This window comes from Streptococcus halichoeri, from assembly GCF_009870755.1.
GTDB lineage: Bacteria > Bacillota > Bacilli > Lactobacillales > Streptococcaceae > Streptococcus > Streptococcus halichoeri.
In genome coordinates, this window is sequence record NZ_WLZU01000029.1 from 1 (window position 1) to 20,472 (window position 20,472).

The window sequence follows — 20,472 nt, forward strand, 5'->3', positions numbered from 1 at the left end:
CTTCCGAATCCGCTTCGACATCAAGCAGTCTAAGTGCGTCTACCAGCGCTAGCACGTCTGCTTCTGAGTCGGCATCTACGTCTAGCAGCTTGAGTGCGTCTACTAGTGCCAGCCTATCGGCTTCCGAATCAGCTTCGACATCAAGCAGTCTAAGTGCGTCTACCAGCGCTAGCACGTCTGCTTCTGAGTCGGCATCTACGTCTAGCAGCTTGAGTGCGTCTACTAGTGCCAGCCTATCGGCTTCCGAATCCGCTTCGACATCAAGCAGTCTAAGTGCGTCTACCAGCGCTAGCACGTCTGCTTCTGAGTCGGCATCTACGTCTAGCAGCTTGAGTGCGTCTACTAGTGCCAGCCTATCGGCTTCCGAGTCGGCGTCTACGTCTAGCAGTTTAAGTGCGTCTACTAGTGCTAGCACGTCCGCTTCCGAATCCGCTTCGACATCTAGCAGTTTGAGCGCTTCTACTAGCGCTAGCCTATCGGCTTCTGAGTCGGCGTCTACGTCTAGCAGCCTAAGTGCTTCTACCAGCGCTAGCCTATCGGCTTCCGAATCCGCTTCGACATCAAGCAGCTTGAGCGCATCAACAAGCGCCAGCACTTCTGCCTCTGAGTCGGCATCAACGTCAGAGTCGACTTCAACCTCTAGCAGCTTGCCGGCATCTGACAGTCACAAGCCGTCAGGCTCTGAGTCTGCTAATGCCTCGCGCGCTCTGCCTAAGACCGGTGAGCATGAGTCCTTAGCCACTCTAGTCGGTATTGGTGCTCTGCTAAGCGGTAGCCTATTTGGCAAGAAAAGAAAATCGCGTCAGGACAAATAGCTAACGTTTTCTAGAAAATCTGCCTTTTTCTGTTTTTGCGATTACTGATAAGGAAATTCCCACAGATTCCGGTCTTCGTGGGAATTTCTTTATCCCTTCTCCTAGGCACAGTTCAAAGAAGGCGTGGTGGCGGGCGGGCTGATTTTGGGGAAATTTTGCTATAATAAGCAGTAGACGGCCGGTTAGGCCTGAGTGATAGGAAGCGTAGAGGATAAACATGAAACATTCCCTATTAGGTAAAAAAATCGCATGGACCTTTGGTATGGTCTTTGTCTATATGCTGGGGCGGGCTATCCCCGTAGGCACGGTGCCCTTAGACGCGGCTAGCTTGCAACCGCAGGCTAATAAAGACCTCCTGGCCGCTTTGGCGTCTGTGTCTGGTGGCCACTATGAGATGATGACACTCTTTAGCCTGGGGATTGGCCCTTATATGACCATGCTGATTCTGTGGCGCAGCTTAACCGTCTTTAAGCTGCCAGGCCTTGCCAGCTTGACCAAGAAGGCCAGTCGGTTTTGGCAAAATGCCTTGGCTCTTGGTATTGCAACCATTCAAGCCTTTGGCTTGACCGCGACCTTGACCTATGTCAGCTTTGCCCCACGGCAGCTGGATAATGCCCTGCTGGGGCGGTTTGCCACCATGGTGGTGCTGGTTGCAGGCAGCATGGTGCTGACTTGGCTGACTCAGGTCAATACCAGATACGGGCTAGGTGGGCCGGTGGTCATTATCTTGGTCAATATGTGTCTCAACCTCTTGCAAAATGGCACCAGCTTTTTGGCGGCAAAGCACAGCAGTCAGCTGATGGCTGGGCTGGCTTTTGCTGGTTTTGCGCTTTTGCTGGTCGGCTTGGCCTGGTGGACGGTGCTGGTCTATCGGGCTGAATACCGCATCCCCTTAAGGCGCGTTGTCATCCATAGTCGTTTTGAAGAAGCGACCTATCTGCCCATTCGCTTGCTGCCAGCAGGCGGCATGCCCTTTATGTACAGCATGACCCTGATGACCCTGCCTGCGCTGATCCTACAAGGGCTGCTTGGGATCTTCCCGACTTCTAGTCTGCTGCAGGATTTGCTGGCAAATAGTAATCTAGACAGCCTGCCTGGCGCGCTGTGTTATCTGGTGATTCTCTATGTTTTGTCCATTGGCTTTGCCTATTTTAACTACGACGCGCAGGAAATAGCCAAAAACTTTCAACGGAGCGGTGACTACATCGAGCAAGTCCGGCCTGGCAAGGCTACTTATCGCTATATTGAGCGAAAGCTTAGTTACTTTGCCCATATCGGGGCGGTGCTTATCACCCTGATGGGTGGGCTGCCAATCTTGCTCAATTTCTTTTTCACCGAGCAGCCCCTTGCCTTTGTCATGATGATCAGTAATGGCTTTATCATTGTCAGTCTGATGATGACGGTGATTGAGCAGATCGAAGCGTTGAGAGTCTGGCAACGGTATGAGCCATTAATCTAAAGGAGCCCCTATGTTTTATTTTATCCCTTCTTGGTATCAGTCTAAGCGCAAGTGGTACCACCGGACAGCTTATTGGTACCAGCTGCGCCAGGAGATGGCCTTTGATGATACTGTCAATCAAGTCAAGCTCTTTTACGATGATCTGACAGAGGTCGCGCTGCTAGTGTTGAACTATCAGCCACAGCTGCGCTATTTCTTGCATCAGCAGGGGCTTTTGGGTCTTGGTTACTGGTCCTTTTTTGACGATATTCAAAATAGCCACGCAAGCAGCACTAAGGCGATTGATTTTAAGGAATTGAACTGGCCAAAGGGTGTGCGCTTTATTTACACAGCGTTTGCTGTAGTGGTTAAGCTGGCTGAAACAGAGCTAGCAACTGTGCATTTCGCCCAAGATGGTAACCTGCACAGCATTATTTATAGAGATCAAGGACAGACTAGTAGAGAGTATGTCTTTGATGATCGGGGGTTTTTATCTAGTCTTTTAGTCTACCAAGAAGGTAAGCCCCATCACCAGGATTACCTGAATCCTCATGGCGTCTGGCAGGTTCGCGAATATTTCAAAGGGAGCCAAAAGGGCTTAGCCATCAATCCCAAGGCCGATCAGCATTTTAAACAGTCACACTACACTTGCTGGGAAGACTTGCTGTGTGAGCGTTTGTCGCTCTTAAAAGCGCACAAACTTAAGGCTGATGATAAACTGATCATCGCGGCCCATCCGCAGCACAACCACCTGCTGCTCCAGCTCTTCCCCGAACAAAAGAAAGTCCTGTCCTTTTTTGGTAATCGCATTGCTGCTGGGCTGCTGCCACACATGCTTGATAGCCTAGCAAAAGCTCAGCTAATTGTCGTAGACACCCAGGAAAAAGAAGCCCAGCTCAAAGGGCTCATGACGAGGCAACTGAGTCAGGCACGACCAGTGCTTAGGGTGACGCCCTTTGATAGCCGCCTGCGTCTGGGCCACAGTCAAAATCACAAAGAGCTCGAAGTCTATTATTTCATTGACACTATTGATGAGACAGCTTACCAGGCTAGTCTGATGCCCTTGCTAGCGCAGCTGCAAAAGCACAAAGACATGACCCTAAAGATCATTAGTTTTGACTTACAGCGAAATCAAGCAGCCATGCGAGCTGACCTTGAAGAGCTGATTGCCACGCACTTTGACCAGGAGGCTTTCTACCAAAGCCAAGCCATCGGTGAGAACCAACTCGAAGAACAGCTGGTCTTGAGCCGGATTGACTTGCAATGGCTTAGCAGTGAGCATGAGGTTATTGCAGCCCTCGATCGGGCCCGCCTGGTGCTTGACCTGGGAGAGCGACCTGATCTCTACACACAGATTGCCAGCATCTCAGCGGGTATTCCCCAGATTAATCGGGTGGCCACTGACTACGTGACCCATCAAAAGAACGGCTGGATTTTGGAGTCATTAGATGATCTAGATCTTGCTTTTGATTATTACTTTACAGGCTTGGCCAACTGGAACCGCGCCTTGGTGGACACCGTGCAAAAGATGGCCGATTACACCAGCGGGCAATTGCTAGCCCAATGGAAAAGGTATTTATAAGGAGAGAAGCCTATGGCTAAGACGATTCGTATCCTACAGGTGGGCGGCAAGGACAAGTCAGCCGGACTAAGCCTGCCAGAGAAGATGGAGTGGTATCATGTGTCCCTTGAGGAGGATTTAGAGGCCTTTTTACAAGGCCACCTAGCGGCGCTCTTAGCCCAAGAAGCAGCCAAAGATGAGCAAAAACACTTGGTGTCACAGCAACAACAGACCAAAAAAGCAAAGGCTCTACAGGCCAGGCGGCAATTTGATGCCCTGCTCATTATGAGCACACTAGATGAGGCACAGCTTGAGCCCTTGGCCCAATGGGTCGAAGCTCACTGTGTCTTCTATGCGGCCGATCTCTCCCTAGCAGCTAGCCCCAGAGGTTTTCTACGGCGAAAAATGGCCAGGCCCTTGGACCTTTTGACACAAGGCGAGGCCAGTCAGCTGATTACCTTTTTGCATCTTGCCTTGTTTAAAGGCCAATATGGGGACAAGCTCCAGGTAAAAGATATAGATGTCTTTCCTGGTTTTCCAGGCCAGGTTTCCTTTCAAGGCCATGCCAGTCTGACCTTTGAGGGCGATTTTGGAGAAGAGCTGACGCCGCTTTTCACCTTTAAGTATGGCATCAGCATGGACAAAATTGCCACAGAATTATGGTGGGAGTATGTGAGCGATGGTGCGATAACACTGGCTATCGCTATTGATAGCATTTATGCTGGGGCGATTGATGGCGTAAAGTCCAGTCGCTTGGTCAGTGGTAATGACCTCGAACAGCCGATTTTGCTGTATCCTGATGCTGAGGTCGGTCAGTACAATGTCACCGTGTATGCCAAGGGCCAGGGAAAGCTGCTAGCTGGCCCCTTACATCGCCGCTTGTCACATCTAGGATTAGGTGAGCTGCTAGTCGGCGGTCAGATCCACCGCGATGCAAAGCGGCAGGAAGTCTTGAGCTATTTCCATCCTGGCGACATGAAACCTCCCTTATCAGTCTATTTTTCAGGATTTCGTGCGGCCGAAGGCTTTGAGGGCTTCTACATGATGAAAAAAATCGGCTCGCCTTTCTTGCTCCTATCTGATCCGCGGCTAGAAGGCGGCTCCTTCTACCAGGGTAGCCCGGCCTACCAGGCAGCGATTGTCAAAGCCATCCAAACAGCCCTAGATTATCTCGGCTTTGATCATTCCCAGCTTATCCTCTCAGGGATTTCCATGGGCACTTACGGCGCCCTTTATTATGCTACTATCTTGCAGCCCCACACAGTCATCGTAGGCAAACCCTTTACCAATATTGGTGATGCGGCCATGAACCTGCGGCTGCTGCGGCCCGATGAGTTTGAAGCAAGTGCAGATATGCTGCTAGCCTTGGTTGGTGACAATCACGCAGCTGCTGTTCAAAAAATCAATGCCCGTTTTTGGCAGGCATTTAAGCCAGCGGATTTTTCTAAAACCCAATTTGCCATTGCCTATATGCTCAATGAAGATTATGACCCAAAAGCTTATGAGCGGCTCTTAGACTATGCAGCCGATAAGCAGATTCACCTATTTAGCAAGGGCTACCTAGGACGGCACAACGATAATAGCGATGCCATTACCAAGTGGTTTGTCGACCAATATCAAGCCGTGCTAGCAAATGACTTTGAAAGGAGCAAGCCATGACCAAAACCTTAATCCTTCACCTAAAGCCAGCCGACCCGGCCCGCTGTGACAAGTACCTCTATGGCACGCACCTAGCAACAGAAAAGGGCCAGCTGGTCTTTGATAACCCTTGTATTGCCCCGGGCAAGGCCCTCTTAAGTTGGCATTCCAAGCGCCACTATCAGGCCCATCGGGTCTGTCCCGACTTGCCCCTGCTGATCCCAGGCGACTCCTATGAATTAACCTATCAGGTACAAGTCCTATCAGGAGGTGCCTGCTACCTGCAAGTTAGCTTTAAAAACCAACAAGATGAGCTGCTTGAGGTGTTGACTCTGCGAGACCAGCAAGGACTTTTCACCTGTCCAGTAGGTACTGATCACTATGACATCTCCTTGATGAGCGCGGGCTGTCATCAGCTGCGCTTTCAGGAGCTCAAGCTCTATGCCTGTGAGGCCCAAAAAGTCTGGCAAGAAGCTCCAAAGGCCAAGTCTTATCAGGAGCAAGATTTACCAGCAGAGCTAGACCTCATCTGCTCCCTTATTCCATTAGCATAGAAGGAAAATCATGACCGCAAAGCTTTCATTAGCCCCATCAACCCTAAAGTTAAAACCAATTAAAGGCATCTTAAAGCGTATTAACCAGCTCGCTCAACAAATGGCTAACTTGTCTGATAAAGACCTGTGCCTACAAACCAGCCGGCTAAAAGAGCGCCTGGCCCAGGGGGCTAGCTTAGAGGCGATTCTCCCTGAGGCCTTTGCAACTGTGCGCGAAGCGGCCAAGCGGGTCTTAGGGCTCTACCCTTTTGATGTGCAGGTCCTAGGAGCTATTGTGCTACATCAAGGGCGCATTGCTGAGATGAAAACTGGCGAAGGCAAAACCTTAACAGCCACCATGCCCCTCTATCTCAATGCTCTGACAGGCAAGGGAGCGATCTTAGTTACGACTAATGATTACCTCGCTAAACGCGATGCCATGGAAATGGGCCCTCTCTACCACTTTTTGGGCCTTAGCGTTGGCATTGGTGTGGCTAAGGACAAAGACAAGAAGCTAACCGCCAAGCACAAAAGAGCCATCTATCAGTCTGATATTGTCTATACCACCAGCGCCGCGCTGGGCTTTGACTATTTAGCCGAAAATCTCGCCAGCTCTTGGCAGGACAAATTCCTGCGGCCCTTTCATTACATTATTGTGGATGAGGCGGATGCGATTTTATTAGACATCGCTCAGACCCCGCTGATTATCTCTGGCTCGCCGCGTGTCCAGTCTAATCTCTACCAGGTCTGCCAGCAGTTTGTCGATACATTGAGTGACAATAAAGAATATAAACACATCCAAGATAAACAGACCGTCTATCTCTTAGAGGCAGGGATGGACTGGGCAGAGACCTTCTTTGATGTGGCCGACATTTACAGCAAGGATGCTATCGAGCTCAATCGCCATATCAATCTCGCCCTACGGGCCAAGCACCTCTACCAAAAAGGGCGTGATTACGTGGTGCAAGATGACGAAGTTAAGCTCTTAGACAATCGAACAGGGCGGATTTTAGAAGGAACCCGCCTGCAATCAGGCCTTCACCAAGCAATCGAAACTAAAGAAGGCGTCAGCAGGACCTGGGACAGTCGAGCCATGGCATCTGTCACCTACCAGAGTTTGTTTAACATGTTTCCAAAGCTCTCTGGTATGACAGGAACCGGCAAGGCAGTCGAAAGCGAATTCCTAGAAACTTACGGTATGGACGTCGTTCTTATCCCAACGCACCGGCCAATGCGGCGCAAGGACCTCCCAGATAAGATCTTTGTCACTCTACCTGAGAAACTCTATGCAACACTGGCTGAGGTAAAAACGCGCCACCAAAAAGGACAACCGATTCTTTTGATTTCAGGTACCGTTGAAGTGGCTGAGATTTACTCTAACATGCTCTTACAAGAAGGGATTGCCCACTCGCTATTGACCGCCAACAACCTGGTCAAAGAAGCCCTCGTCATCCAAGAAGCCGGCCAGCGAGGTGCTGTTACCGTAGCAACTTCGCTAGCAGGTCGCGGGACTGACATCAAGCTAGGACCAGGCGTAGCCCAGCTCGGCGGTCTTGCGGTTCTAGGCACAGAGAGAATGGCCAATAGCCGCATTGATTGGCAGCTACGAGGACGTGCCGGCCGCCAGGGCGACCCTGGTATGAGCCAGTTTTTCGTCTCCCTAGAAGACGACCTACTCATCAAGCAAGGCCCCAAGTGGCTGGGCACCTATTTTGACAAAAATAACCACACCAAGCGGGCAAATTATGGCCTGCCTTTAGCTGGTAGACGCTTTAGGCGAGCTATCAAGCAGGCCCAGCTAAGAAGCGAAGACCAGGCTGCCAGCATGCGCTATCAAACGGTCCAATTTGACGAGGCTCTACGCATCCAACGTAAGCTCGTCTATGGCTTGCGCGAAGAGTTGATTCATAAGGAGCGAACCGTAGGACAAGAAGTCGCAAAGGTCATCAAGGAAATGGCGCACAGCTTTGCCACCAAGCGAAAAGACCGAAGCAAAGGAACCTTAAAACGGCATATTTTAGAGAATTACAGCTACCATTTCAAGCACTTCCCTGATGGCTTTAATCCAGCATCTGACCAGGCCGTAGAAGCCTTGCTCTGGCACTTGTATACTGAGGAGATGACCAAAAAGCAAAAACTCCTCAAGTCCAAAGTAAGCCAAGAAGAGTTTTTCAGACTTTGTGTCCTAAAAGCCATTGACAGCTCTTGGATCGAAGAAGTCGATCACCTGCAGCAGCTCAAAACAGTGGTGACCAGCCGGGCTTTCGCCCAGCGCAACAGCATGTATGAATATTACCAAGAGGCCTTTCGTTCTTATGAAAAAATGGCTGGCGCTGTCAAAGAAGAGATCGTGCGCCACGTCATGCTCAGCACCATTTTGGTGACAAAAGATGGAGAAAGATCTATTTATTTTGCATAAGCTCAAGGAGAGACATGACCATATATAATATTAATTTAGGGATTGGCTGGGCTAGTTCTGGAGTTGAATACGCTCAAGCCTACCGTGCCACCCTCTTTAGAAAGTTAGGGCTTGCTGCCAAGTTTATCTTTACCGACTTCATTACAGGAGAAAACATCCAGCACCTGACCCAGAACATGGGTTTTAAAGATGATGAAGTCATCTGGCTCTATAGCTTTTTCACCGATATTCCTATTACTGCCACCAGTGTGACACTGGCAGATGTCAAGACCGAGCTCATCTACCCGATCCAGCGAGAAGAGCGCTTGGGTAAGGTCGTTCGCTACTTTAATGATGACATGGATTTCTTTATGACCTGCTATTGTAACGACGAGACCAGCCACTTGGTCCAGCGGGTCGAGTATGTTTCTAGAGGGATTTTGATCCGCAAGGACTATTTCACCTCAACCCGCCTCTTTTCAGAATATTATGCCCCAAAAGATGGAAAAGCTACCGTCTATTTGCGGCGCTTTTTCAACCAAGATGGCAGCGTGGCTTATGAGGAAAACGTTGATGGAGTAGAGAGTATTTTTCGTTTCAAACAAGCCATCTATGATGACAAGTCGCAGCTCCTTAAGGAAATGCTCGCGCGACTGCAATTGAGTAAAAACGACCTGCTTATCTTGGACCGCTCAACTGGTATCGGACAGACCATTTTCCAAGAGCGCGGCGCAGCCAAGCTTGCTGTTGTCATTCATGCTGAGCATTTCAGTCCTCAGAGTGTGACTAAGGATACTATTTTGTGGAATAATTTTTATGAATACCAGTTTACCAATGCTGACAAGGTGGATGCCTTCATCTGTGCGACAGCCGGACAAAGCCAGCTGCTAGCAGAGCAATTCAAGACCTATCAGGCTTGTGAACCCCGCATTGTCACTATTGCTGTGGGAAGTCTGCCCGCCTGCTCTTACCCCCAAAAAGCGCGCAAGCCCTTTTCTTTGGTCACGGCTTCTCGCCTGGCCCCAGAAAAACATGTGGATTGGCTAATCAAGGCTGTCATCAAAGCCAAGCAGCTACTACCAGAACTCAGCTTGGATATTTACGGGACAGGTGGCGAAGAGGCCAAGTTAAGGGAGTTGATTCAAAAACATCAGGCGCAAGATTACATCCGCTTGCTCGGGCACAAGCAAATGGCAGAGCGCTATCAAGCCTATGAAGTTTACCTGGCTGGCTCAACCAGTGAAGGCTTTGGCTTAACCTTAATGGAAGCTGTCGGATCTGGCTTAGCCTTAATTGGTCTGGATGTGCGCTACGGCAACCAGACCTTCATCAAAGACGGCCAAAACGGCTATTTGATTCCACGAAAGGAGCCTGATGATAGTAAGGTTATGGTTGAGGCCTTTGCCAAAAAAATCCTTGACCTCTACACCAAGGCCGATTTAGCTGCTTTTAGTCAGAAATCTTATCAGATCGCTTCTTCTTTCTTAGAAGCAGCTGTCATGCAAGACTGGCACGATTTTTTAAAGGAGGTGGTGGGCAATGATTAGACTCTACGACTGGCCCAGTCAAGAAACCTTTGATTTGGATTACTCTCTCAACCAAGCCGGCTTTTCGGGACCTTCTGTCGTGATTAACGACCATGGCTTTTTGCCGCAAAACATGGAATCGCCCTATGGCTATTTTTGTGGTATGCTCGGTCAAAAAGGCCGACCCCTCTATTTTAACCAAGTGCCCGTACCAGAATTCTGGCAGATCGCAGGCAACAATCTTCAAGCTGAGGTCCTAGATGGGGAGGTCAAACGAGCTAGTATTTTCTACATGGAGCCCAAACAAGAACGCCGGGTCAAAAATGTTGATTGGTTGGACCGCAAGGGCAAGGTCCGTTTTACCGATCATTTCAACCAATGGGGCTTACGATTTGCTCAAACGGCTTTTGATGCGAGCCAAACAGTCACTCTTAAAACCTATTACAATGCTGCTGCTCAAGAAATCATTGTGGAGAATTTTAAAACTGGTGATATTATCCTAAATTGGCAAAACAGCCAGTATTTCTTTAAAAATCGGGTAGAATTTCTCGCCTTTTACTTCCAAGAAAGGCAATTTGACACCGATGCTATCTGGTATAATTCACTGTCAACTCCCTTTTTTGTCAGCCGTTATTTAGCCAACCGCACAGCCCAAAAGGACATTCTCTTTTGGCAGGAAGAGATCACAGATGAGATTCCAGGCAATATGCGCCTCATCTTTGAGCAGCCAAATGAAAACACTCAGCAAGTCATCGTCCAAAAATACCGGACCTACCAAAGACTTTTAGACCTCTTGCCCTTGCAGCATCATGACAAAGTTCATTATCTGGGCTATATTTATCCAATTTCTAAGAGCGCTAAAGATCGCCACAAAGCCTTTATCCTGACCAATTCCGACCAGATTGAAGGCCTGCAAACACTGGTAGAGCAATTGCCACAACTGGATTTTCATATTGCGGCTTACACGGAAATGTCACCACGCTTGCTGGCCTTTGAAGACCAGGCCAATGTTTCTTTATATCCCAACAGCACAAGAAAGCTTGTTTTGGAAAAATTCAAAGATTGTGGCCTCTACCTGGACATCAATCATTACAACGAAGTTGATCATAGCATTCGCCAAGCCTTCGAAGAAGGGGCTTTGATCTTGTCTTTTGCCAACACTGTGCACCAGCCAGACCTCCTGGCGCCTCAGCATATCTTTGAGCAGCCAGACCAGATGGTTTCGTGCTTGCAAGAGCTGCTGGCTGAGCCAGCATCCTTCCAGAAAATGCTGACCAACCAACAAGAAGAGGCCGAGGTGACTGATAGCCAGGCCTACCAAGAACTCTTAGCCACCCAAGATGACAGGCCCTTTGCCAATGTTCTTGGCATCCTTGAGACCTGCCAATTGATCAGGGAGAAGCAGCTTTCTGTAGTGCGCTTTGGCGACGGGGAGATTGACATCATGGCCGGACACAGTATCCCTTATCAAGCCTATCACGAGGACTTGGCTAAGCGTTTAAAGGCCATCATCACAAGGCCTAGCAATGACCACCTCTTAGTCTGTCTGCCGGATGTTTTTAGAGATTTACAGCGCTATACTCCCTCAGCTAGGCACTTTTGGGAGACGCATCTACAGCACTACAAAACGCTCTATCAAGGTCTTATCCAGTCAGATTGGTATGGCACAACCTTTTTATCCAGGCCTTATATTGATTTACAGGATAAAAAAGCAAGTCCTCTGTATTTTGCCGCATTAAAACAGCTCTGGCAGGATCGGCAGCTCCTGATTGTCGAGGGAGTCACCTCACGCTCAGGTGTTGGCAACGACTTATTTGCCAAAGCAAAAGCAATTAAAAGGATTATTTGCCCCTCACACCATGCCTATAGCCGGTATGAGGACATTAAAAAGGCTGTGCAACAACACGCTAAAGACCACCTGATCCTTTTGATGCTGGGCCCAACTGCCAAGGTCTTGGCCGCTGATTTGTCAGAACAAGGCTTTCAGGCCATTGACATTGGCCATATCGACTCAGAGTACGAGTGGTTTCAGCTAGGGGTCGATCACAAGGTCAAGCTAGGTCACAAGCACACAGCTGAATTTAACTATGATGAGGGAATTATTTTGGCAAAAGACCAGGCCTATCAATCACAAATCGTGACCGTCATTGATTAAGAAAAAGGTGAGTAGAAACAGATGAAAGTTCATATTACAAATTTGCACGGCATGGCCGCACAAAGCACCGCACAAATGGCTCAAAATAAGGTCGCCAAAATTGCGCGTGACCTTGGCTTTTATGAAATTGGTGTGTATTTTTTCGATACCAAGGCCGATTCCCCTTCTGAATTAGCTAGACGCATGGATGGCATGATTGCTAGTGTCAGCCAAGGCGATGTCTTGATTGCACAATTTCCCACTTGGAATTCCGTCGAATATGATGATGCCCTCATGACCCGCTTAAGCTTTTATGGCAACAAGGTCATTATCTTCGTGCACGATATTATTCCTTTGATGTTTGCCTCCAATCGCTACTTACTGCCAAAAGTCATCGCTACCTTAAATCGCGCAGCCCTGCTCATCCTACCATCCCAGGCCATGTATGACCTTTTAGTAACAGAGGGCTTAACCGTTCAACATTACTTGATTCAAGAACTGTGGGATTATGAAACAGACATCCCTGTTCAACCTGCCACCTATCAAAAGCTGATTCATTTTCCTGGTAATCCCAGCCGCTTTCCCTTTCTCCTCGATTGGCATGATGAGGTGAAACTGCAGCTTTATTCTAACGAGGTCATCTCTGAAAATGCTAGCTTGAAGCGATTTGACTGGCGACCAACGCAGCAGCTAATCATGGAAATGGCTCAAGGTGGTTTTGGGCTGATCTGGCACCGCGATGACGACTTAGAATACATGAGCCTTTATTGTCCCTACAAATTAGCCATCTTTATCGCAGCAGGTATCCCTGTCATCGCACGGCGCGGGATTGCCAATCAAGCTGAGTTAGAGAAAAAAGGCGTGATTATCGTCGTTGATACCTTAGAAGAGGCAGCAGATACCATCAAGCACATGAGCCCTGAAGTTTACAATAGCTACTGCCAAAATGTCAAAAAAGTAGCCAAGGTCACGCGCCATGGCTGGATAACACGGCAGCTATTGACCAAGGCCGTCTACACTGTCATTAATGAATAAGGAGGCCTGTCAGCCATGACCAAAAAAAATAAACTGCTAGAAGCAGACATCGCACATAAAATCAAAAAAGCCCGGCAAACAAGGCCAAAAGAAGACAAAGAAAAGAAATCCCTTTTCAACTTACTCATAGTGCTTTTAGTGACCATTGCCGTCCTCATCTCACTATGGGTCTCCCTCGGGGGCTAAAGACTTCTCTTTTATCCAGAAAAACATATAAGGAACGTAAAAATGCCAAAAAAAGCAGTTGTATTTTGTGGAGATTTTAATTCACATCTATGGCTAGAAACTGCCATAAAATCTGTTACCAGACATAATTCTCATATTCGTTTTTATATCATTAATGAAGATTTCCCCCAAGAATGGTTTGCTTATCTAAGAGAATACTTGGATCACTGCCACTGTGACATACAAGATATTAAGATCCCTCAGGAGTATGTCCAGGAATTAGCCTTGTTTGAGGGGACCATGCCCTATCAATCCTTCTTTAGGTTCCTCATTCCCTTATTTATTCCCGATGAAAAGGTTCTGTACTTGGATACTGATGTCCTTGTAACCCAGGATCTGGCACCGCTTTTTGAGATTGATTTGCAGGACAAACCCCTAGGTGCCATTAGGGAACCAGAAGGCACCGGGGCTTACCTTGGCCTTAAAGATTATTTTAATGCCGGTGTATTATTAATTAATAACAAAGCCTGGCAAGAGCAAAAGATCTATGAGCGCCTCGTCCAGACGGCTCATGAAAAACTGTCTGAGGTCCTCTATGCGGATCAGAGTATTTTAAATCTGACTTTTCAAAAGCAATGGCTACCGCTATCAAATACGTATAATTACTTAGTTGGCCTAGAGTTAAACTGGGCCTTAGATAAGCGACCTGATTTGATCGCATTTCGGGATAGCTACCCTGCTATTGCCCATTTTGCTGGCCCAAACAAACCCTGGAAAACCAAGCTCTATTCCCGCTTTCGGGACCTTTGGTGGCGCTATCATGATTTAAACTGGATTGACATTGTTCGAAATGTAAGCTTAGCGCCGCGGCAAACACACGATATTCTCTTATTAGTTTCTAGTGATCAGCTGCTTTATATCGAAGAGATCCTCCAGCAAAATAAAGAGGTCACCTTTCACATTGCCGCCCACACACTGATGTCACCCAAGCTCAAAAACCTCATTGCTCACAGCAACTGTAAGGTCTATGAAAGCATTTCAGATTACGCCCTTGAGGAGATTTTAGACAAGTGTCAAGCACTCTTAGAAATCTCACCCTTTGCCAATGTCAATCACATCCTAGAAAGAGGCCTGACCCTCAATAAAACCATCATCTCCTGGGAAGACTGCTGGATGCAGCCGCACGAGCAGGTCTTCTCATTAAAAGCAGGGGATCTAAAAGCGATGAAGGCAGCTATCAATCAAGCCTTAGCCCTGCCGCTTCCTTAAAAAGCGTAAGGTTTTGTGCCTGATCAAGCATAAAACAACAAGCAAAACCAAGGGTGGCACAAAGCCTGTGATGAGACAAAAGCACCAAGCGACGCGACACTTGGTGGAAGAATTGCAAAAAGGTTACCAGTCACTTCGGACAGAAAAAGGGGAGTATTTCAGCGGAAAACTTTTTAAAGGAGTTAGAAAAGGACTCTGATTAAGTACGCTGTAGGCTTACCCATACAAGCTAGAAGAGAGGCAAAAAAGCCGTTTTTTACAAAAGGGCACTGGGTGCAAGAGAAAATAATGCAGACTTGATAGTAGAAATAAATAAAGATATACTGTATTTATAAAAAATACATCAAGGTGATCATGATGTCTGTACCTGTTGCCGTAAGATTTGATAATGATTTAAATGCTCTCCTGACTAGAGTAGTCAAAGAACAACATACTACTAAAACTGATTTTATTAGACAAGCAGTAGTTGAAAAATTAGAAGATCTGTATGATATTGAAATGGCAGATAAAGCTTATCAAAAATGGCTTGATTCTGATAAGAAAACGTATAGTCATGAAGAGATGATGAAACGTTATGGCTAAGTATACCGTTAATTATGCAGAAAGCTTTTTTGAGGACATGAAAAAAGCTAGATAAAGAAACACAAAAACCAATCGCTAAATGGATTGATAAGCATTTAGTAGGTGTTGATTTTCCGCGTTCGCCAGGAAAATACCTTACTGGAAAATTTTCAGGATATGTTCGGTTTAGAGTAGCTCATTATCGTATTATTGCCAAAATTGATGACGGTAACTTCGTCATTACTAATCTTCATGTAGGTCATCATTCAGATATTTACAAGAAGAAACAATAGCTAAAAATTATGAGCAAAAAATAAATCGCCCTTTCTAGCAGGTGCTCAAGTGTGCACACTTTGACCACTTTTTGAATTTTTGCTGCTTAAGACGGTATGATTATTACGGAGAACCAACTAAAAAAGACGTGCTCCCAGCACGACCCCGACAAAAACAAAATACGAATCGCCTTTTGAATTGGCTTCACAGTTGCCAAATTCAGCCGAGTCACAATAGAAAAAGTAAAAAAGACAAACTGGAGGATGAGCCAGTTTGTCTTCAATCTGAGGGCCTTTCTAAGGTCCTTTTTTAGGGTGGAAAATTGGGTGCGATTTTTCGATAGAAAACTCTAACATCTAAAGAGTACCAGGACTGAGCTGCACCCCAATTGTTAGATTTTTAGTCTAACTCTTTGTGGAGTAGGACACAAAAACCAGTGATTTGATTTATTTTTCATGAAGCAAGCGGCCTACTGAACTTAGCACACAGACCCAAAAACCCTTAGGTCGTCAAAGGACCTAAGGGTTTTCTTGCTGTTATGACTAACTAAGCTAACTGACAGCTTAGAGGCGGGCATTTAGTTCAGCGCCAAGCTCTTCAAAGCCTGGTTTGCCTAGCAAGGCAAACATGTTTTTCTTGTAAGCTTCAACACCTGGTTGATCAAATGGATTAACCGCATTGAGGTAGCCAGACAAACCAATTGCTAATTCAAAGAAGTAGATGGTGTACCCAAGTGTGAACTCGTCTTGTTCTGGCAGGGTGATAAAGGTATTTGGCACGCCACCATCTGTGTGGGCCAAAAGCACACCATCAGTGGCTTTTTTGTTGACAAAGTCAACATCCTTACCTTGGAGGTAACCAAGGCCATCTAGATCCTCAGCCATCTCTGGAATAATGACGTTTTTACGTGGCTTGTCCACGCGCACCACCGTCTCAAAAATGTTGCGGTAGCCTTCTTGGATAAATTGGCCCAAAGAGTGCAGGTCAGTTGAGAAGTTAGCTGACGTCGGATAGATACCTTTTTGGTCTTTTCCTTCTGATTCACCTGCCAATTGTTTCCACCACTCACCAAAGTATTGAAGGGATGGTTCGTAGTTAGCAAGGATCTCAGTCACATAACCTTTACGGTATAAGATATTGCGGACCACAGCGTACTGGTAAGCAATATTATCAGCGATTTTGTCTGATGATAATTGCTCGCGCGCCGCATTAGCACCTGCCATTAGCTGGTTAAGGTCAGCACCAGATGCAGCAATCGGCAGCAAGCCTACAGCTGTAAGGACCGAGAAACGTCCTCCAACATTATCAGGCACAACGAAGGTTTCCCAGCCATTAGCATCCGCTTCGACTTTGACGGCACCTTTCACACGGTCTGTCGTTGCGTAAATCCGCTTATTGGCTTCTTCTTGACCGTATTTTTGCACCAAGAGCTCTTTAAAGACACGAAAGGCAATCGCTGGCTCTGTAGTTGTTCCAGATTTTGAAATCACGTTCACTGAGAACTCTTTATCTTGCACATATTCCACAAGATCAGCAAGGTAGGTTGATGAAATCGAATTACCAGCATAGAGGATTTGTGGCGCCTTGCGCACACCAGCCGCTTGCAAATTAGCAAAATGATTGTTTAAAAAGTCAATAGCTGCTTTAGCACCTAGGTAAGACCCACCAATACCAATAACCACAAGCACCTCACTGTCAGATTGGATTTTCTTGGCAGCTGCTTGAATGCGTGCAAATTCGTCCTTGTCATAGTTTTCAGGAAGGTCTAACCAGCCCAAAAAATCAGCCCCTGCCCCTGTACCTTGACGCAACATCTGGTCGGCTGCCGTCACTTGTGCTTGCATGTAGTCCAATTCGTGTGTGGCAACAAATCGGTCCAAAACTTTGGAATAATCAAATTGAATGTGTGACATAATATACCTCTTTATCTTTTTTGCGTTCCTTATTATAGTAACTCTTTAGGGACCTTTTTTCAAGTTTTGAATAGGCTTTCACAAAATGCTTGCCAAATTTTCAAGCATTTTCAAAAAGTCAGCCCTGCTGACTGACTAGCTATGATATAATGATGTCATACGATACTTTTTTATTATTTAGGTCATAACATGAAACAAAAACTATCAATCCTTCTTCTCCTGCCCTTGCTCATGTTTGGGATGATTGCTTGTCAGCAAAAGGACAGCCGACAGATGAGCAAAGCCAACCCGCTGGCTCTACAAGGCAAAGCCAGACAAACCACCCTCAAAGAAGTTGAGCACCATTACTACTATCAACAGCTCAGCCATTACCAAAAGGAAAATTACCTTATCTTACGCCAAAAGGCGCGCCATTATCACGACACCATCCACCTTGCGCCTGATAGCCACCAGGGGCTCCTAAAGACGCTCGATGCCTTTATCATGGACAATCCTGACTTATATTGGCTGACAGGCTCTAGCTACCAACTTGAGGAAAACAAGGATGAGGCCTTTATATCCTTTAAGGTTCCCAAAGAGGCCAAAGCCAACTACCAAACCCTGCAACAGCTAGGCGATCAGATCGTTGCCTTGGCACCCCAGCAAGACGACTACCAAAAAGTGGCTTATTTTTACAACTATATCATTGATCATACAGAGTATAATAGCAAAGCTTTAGAGCAAGAGCAGGCGGGTAACCCAGCATTAGTGGCAGCCAATCAGGACATTAAGAGTGTCCTCATGGATCATTTATCCGTCTGCAATGGCTATGCGCAGACCTTTCAATTCCTCTGCCAAAAGGCAGGCCTAGATGCCATCTATGTCCGCGGCCGCGTCCAGTCCAGCAGAAACAAACAAGACATTAACCATGCATGGAACCTGGTTAAGATCAACCATACCTACTACGCCGTTGATACCACCTGGGGCGATCCCACTTTTAGCCAAACCGTTTCTGGCCAAGCAAAACTCCAAGTCCCTAACAAGGGACAATTCCTCTGCCTACCAGATAAACTCATGGAACAAACCCACCAAGCCAACCTCAAACTGGCCATTAAACCCAATCAAACAAAAAAAGACAGCAAAGAAGATGGCGACGTGTGGACCCTGCCCAAATGCCCAGACGACTCCCTACTCTTTGCAAAACAGCATCATTTTTACCTAGAACACTTCGAACAAAGCCAAGCCCTCACCCTATTAAAGCAACAGTTAGCCAAAGGCGAAGCAACGCCAAGCATCCAGGTAGCAAACCCAGATGACTATCATCGCTTAGAACGCTCCTTGACCCACAATGCTACCAGCTACCACGAGCTCTTTCAAGCCTATTGGCCTAACTACCATGGCTTTACCTACCTCTCCTCACCAGAAACCAACAGCATGACCTTTTTTAACCACTGATGGCCCTGTAGAAAAATAAAAGCAGTCACAAAGACCAGGTAGCAAGAAAGCTTAGCAAGGCTGATGTGGTGTAAAGCAGAGCTTGACACGACACCCCACGATATGAACAAGATTTACTACACTTACCCAGCAGCTCCCAACGACTGCTGGGTTTTTGGTGCTCTTGCCTATCAAAAACACAAAAATCTGCCAACACAGACTGAACTTCTTAGCTATATAAAAAAATGCGTAACACCATCTTAACTGTTACGCAATAATAAATTGTTGAAGTCACCACAGAGCAGTTGATTTTGGCAAAATAATTCGGTAAACTATTTAAAATATCCATAAATTTAAAAAAGTTGGTGACAATATGGAATACAAACCGCTAAAAATCACGAAATATAGCAATGAAAGCGACTACGAAAGTGAGTACAGTAAAAGAATTAACAGTTTTGGAATTATAAAAACTAAAATGTATCCTACTCTCATGAAGCGAGGGGTAAACAAAGGCAGAGATTTCCCTCTTTTTGTAGTTCCATTGTTAGAACTTCAAATAATAACGCAACAAATACAAGAAAAATCAATAATAATAAAAGAACTAGCCGATCAATTACCCGAGGTTGCAAAACATCAGTTTTACAAAGAGCAATTATATAAAGCTATCATAAATACAAATGAGATTGAGGGAGTCAAAACGACTAGAAGAGAAGTCTCTGAGGCATATAATGCAGTGCTTAACAGAAGTCAAAATGAAAAAATTAGACTTCTCTCAACAGTAAGGATGTATCATGATATACTCCTAAATAATGTTTTAAAAATAGATAGTATAGAGACCATAAGAAGTATTTATGATGAGTTAACAAAGGGAGAGATTGAAAAGGGCAACGAACTTGACGGTGACTATTTCAGAAATGATTATGTTACTATTTTAGACCAAAACTCTGGAAAGTTAGAACACCTCCCACCCGTTAAGGAAACAACTATTATGTTAATGTTAACCAGTTGGCTAACGTTTATTAATGACAAAACCATTCCATTTTTAATAAAAGCAAGTTTAGCCCACTTTTTCTTTGAAAATGTTCATCCGTTTTATGGTGGAAATGGAAGAACAGGACGCTATATTTTATCTAGGTATTTGTCTAGAAAATTGGATATTTACTCTGGACTTGTCATTTCTCAAAAAATTAATGAAAATAAGAAAAAATACTATGATGCTTTCAAAATAACGGGTGATTATGATAATAGAGCTGAAGGAACTTTCTTCGTTCTTTATTTATTGGAATTATTAAAAGACGGTCAAGATGATATAATAGGCATACTTGATAGTAAAAAAGCCATTCTAGACGATGCTTTTAACACTCTTGAAAGCAGGGATGATTTGACACCTATTCAAAAGCATATCTTATTTTTAGTTTTTCAATCAACTGAATTTGTAGATGATCCTAAAGAAGGCATTAAGGATAACGAAATAATAGACATCTTATCAAGGACATATCCAAAGAAAACGATCAAAGATAACATAAAACGCTTAAGAGAGAACACTATTATCACTAAAACCACTAAAGCTCCTAGCCGGCATACGCTGAATTCTGTAAAATTATTTAACGATTAGAAAAAGCACCTGAACTGTACTGACCCCAAAAAGTTGGACACAAAATCTAACGATTGGGTGGACTTGGTATAATAAAGTAGACACAAAATTAAGTGGAAACGAGGAAAAGTCATTATGCCAAGAAAAACCTTTGATAAAGCCTTCAAACTCTCTGCTGTAAAACTCATCCTTGAGGAAGAGCAGTC

15 protein-coding genes and 2 pseudogenes are annotated in these 20,472 nt (G+C 45.9%); 15 read left to right on the forward strand and 2 right to left on the reverse strand.

Features of this window, described 5'->3' with window-relative positions; translation table 11 throughout:
• Window positions 1-595: pseudogene (locus GWD08_RS08805) on the reverse strand (hypothetical protein); the annotation flags it as partial.
• 52 nt (window positions 596-647) lie between these two features.
• On the opposite strand from GWD08_RS08805, the gene GWD08_RS08810 reads away from it, so the two are divergent.
• The 13 genes and pseudogenes from GWD08_RS08810 to GWD08_RS07420 all read left to right on the forward strand — a co-directional run bounded on the left by GWD08_RS08810 (window position 648) and on the right by GWD08_RS07420 (window position 15,366).
• Window positions 648-815 (forward strand): LPXTG cell wall anchor domain-containing protein, encoded by a 168-nt coding sequence (locus tag GWD08_RS08810; protein ID WP_201448117.1) that lies wholly within the window; start codon window positions 648-650, stop codon window positions 813-815.
• Window positions 816-1,032: 217 nt separating this feature from the next.
• Complete coding sequence (gene secY2 / locus GWD08_RS07365; protein ID WP_159548458.1) at window positions 1,033-2,274, forward strand: accessory Sec system protein translocase subunit SecY2; 1,242 nt, start codon at window positions 1,033-1,035, stop codon at window positions 2,272-2,274.
• Window positions 2,275-2,284: 10 nt separating this feature from the next.
• Window positions 2,285-3,835, forward strand: coding sequence for an accessory Sec system protein Asp1 (gene asp1, locus GWD08_RS07370; RefSeq protein WP_159548455.1), 1,551 nt, complete (start codon window positions 2,285-2,287; stop codon window positions 3,833-3,835).
• A gap of 12 nt (window positions 3,836-3,847) precedes the next feature.
• On the forward strand, window positions 3,848-5,473 hold the full coding sequence (gene asp2 / locus GWD08_RS07375; RefSeq protein WP_159565006.1) for an accessory Sec system protein Asp2: 1,626 nt from the start codon (window positions 3,848-3,850) through the stop codon (window positions 5,471-5,473).
• Window positions 5,470-6,006 carry an accessory Sec system protein Asp3 gene (gene asp3 / locus GWD08_RS07380; RefSeq protein WP_159565008.1) on the forward strand — a complete coding sequence of 179 codons (537 nt, stop codon included), beginning with the start codon at window positions 5,470-5,472 and terminating at the stop codon, window positions 6,004-6,006. The genes asp2 and asp3 overlap by 4 nt, the downstream gene beginning before the upstream one ends.
• Before the next feature lie 10 nt (window positions 6,007-6,016).
• Window positions 6,017-8,404, forward strand: coding sequence for an accessory Sec system translocase SecA2 (gene secA2 / locus GWD08_RS07385; protein ID WP_159565010.1), 2,388 nt, complete (start codon window positions 6,017-6,019; stop codon window positions 8,402-8,404).
• A 14-nt stretch (window positions 8,405-8,418) separates the two neighbouring features.
• Entirely contained in the window at window positions 8,419-9,930 is a 1,512-nt protein-coding gene (gene gtfA, locus GWD08_RS07390) for an accessory Sec system glycosyltransferase GtfA (RefSeq protein ID WP_159565012.1), read from the forward strand.
• Window positions 9,923-12,064, forward strand: a complete 2,142-nt coding sequence (gene gtfB, locus GWD08_RS07395; RefSeq protein WP_159565014.1) for an accessory Sec system glycosylation chaperone GtfB — start codon at window positions 9,923-9,925, stop codon at window positions 12,062-12,064. Before gtfA ends, gtfB begins: the two co-directional genes overlap by 8 nt.
• 21 nt (window positions 12,065-12,085) lie before the next feature.
• Window positions 12,086-13,078, forward strand: a complete 993-nt coding sequence (locus tag GWD08_RS07400) for a glycosyltransferase (protein WP_159565016.1) — start codon at window positions 12,086-12,088, stop codon at window positions 13,076-13,078.
• Between the two features lie 15 nt (window positions 13,079-13,093).
• Window positions 13,094-13,264, forward strand: coding sequence for a hypothetical protein (locus tag GWD08_RS07405; RefSeq protein ID WP_159548434.1), 171 nt, complete (start codon window positions 13,094-13,096; stop codon window positions 13,262-13,264).
• A 42-nt stretch (window positions 13,265-13,306) separates the two neighbouring features.
• Window positions 13,307-14,512 carry a glycosyltransferase family 8 protein gene (locus tag GWD08_RS07410; protein WP_159565018.1) on the forward strand — a complete coding sequence of 402 codons (1,206 nt, stop codon included), beginning with the start codon at window positions 13,307-13,309 and terminating at the stop codon, window positions 14,510-14,512.
• Between the two features lie 354 nt (window positions 14,513-14,866).
• The gene (relB, locus tag GWD08_RS07415; RefSeq protein ID WP_244295513.1) at window positions 14,867-15,094 is read left to right on the forward strand and encodes a type II toxin-antitoxin system RelB family antitoxin; all 228 of its coding nucleotides are present in this window, start codon (window positions 14,867-14,869) and stop codon (window positions 15,092-15,094) included.
• Window positions 15,087-15,366, forward strand: a pseudogene (locus GWD08_RS07420) (type II toxin-antitoxin system RelE family toxin). The gene relB and the pseudogene GWD08_RS07420 overlap by 8 nt, the downstream one beginning before the upstream one ends.
• A 543-nt stretch (window positions 15,367-15,909) precedes the next feature.
• Here GWD08_RS07420 and GWD08_RS07425 read toward each other — a convergent pair.
• A complete protein-coding gene (locus GWD08_RS07425; RefSeq protein WP_159565020.1) occupies window positions 15,910-17,259 on the reverse strand; it encodes a glucose-6-phosphate isomerase in 1,350 nt (449 codons plus the stop codon).
• A gap of 189 nt (window positions 17,260-17,448) precedes the next feature.
• Here GWD08_RS07425 and GWD08_RS07430 point away from each other — a divergent pair, with 189 nt between their 5' ends.
• Entirely contained in the window at window positions 17,449-18,693 is a 1,245-nt protein-coding gene (locus GWD08_RS07430) for a transglutaminase domain-containing protein (RefSeq protein ID WP_159565022.1), read from the forward strand.
• Window positions 18,694-19,045: 352 nt separating this feature from the next.
• Window positions 19,046-20,287 carry a Fic family protein gene (locus GWD08_RS07435; RefSeq protein ID WP_159565024.1) on the forward strand — a complete coding sequence of 414 codons (1,242 nt, stop codon included), beginning with the start codon at window positions 19,046-19,048 and terminating at the stop codon, window positions 20,285-20,287.
• The last annotated feature ends 185 nt before the right edge of the window (window positions 20,288-20,472 follow it).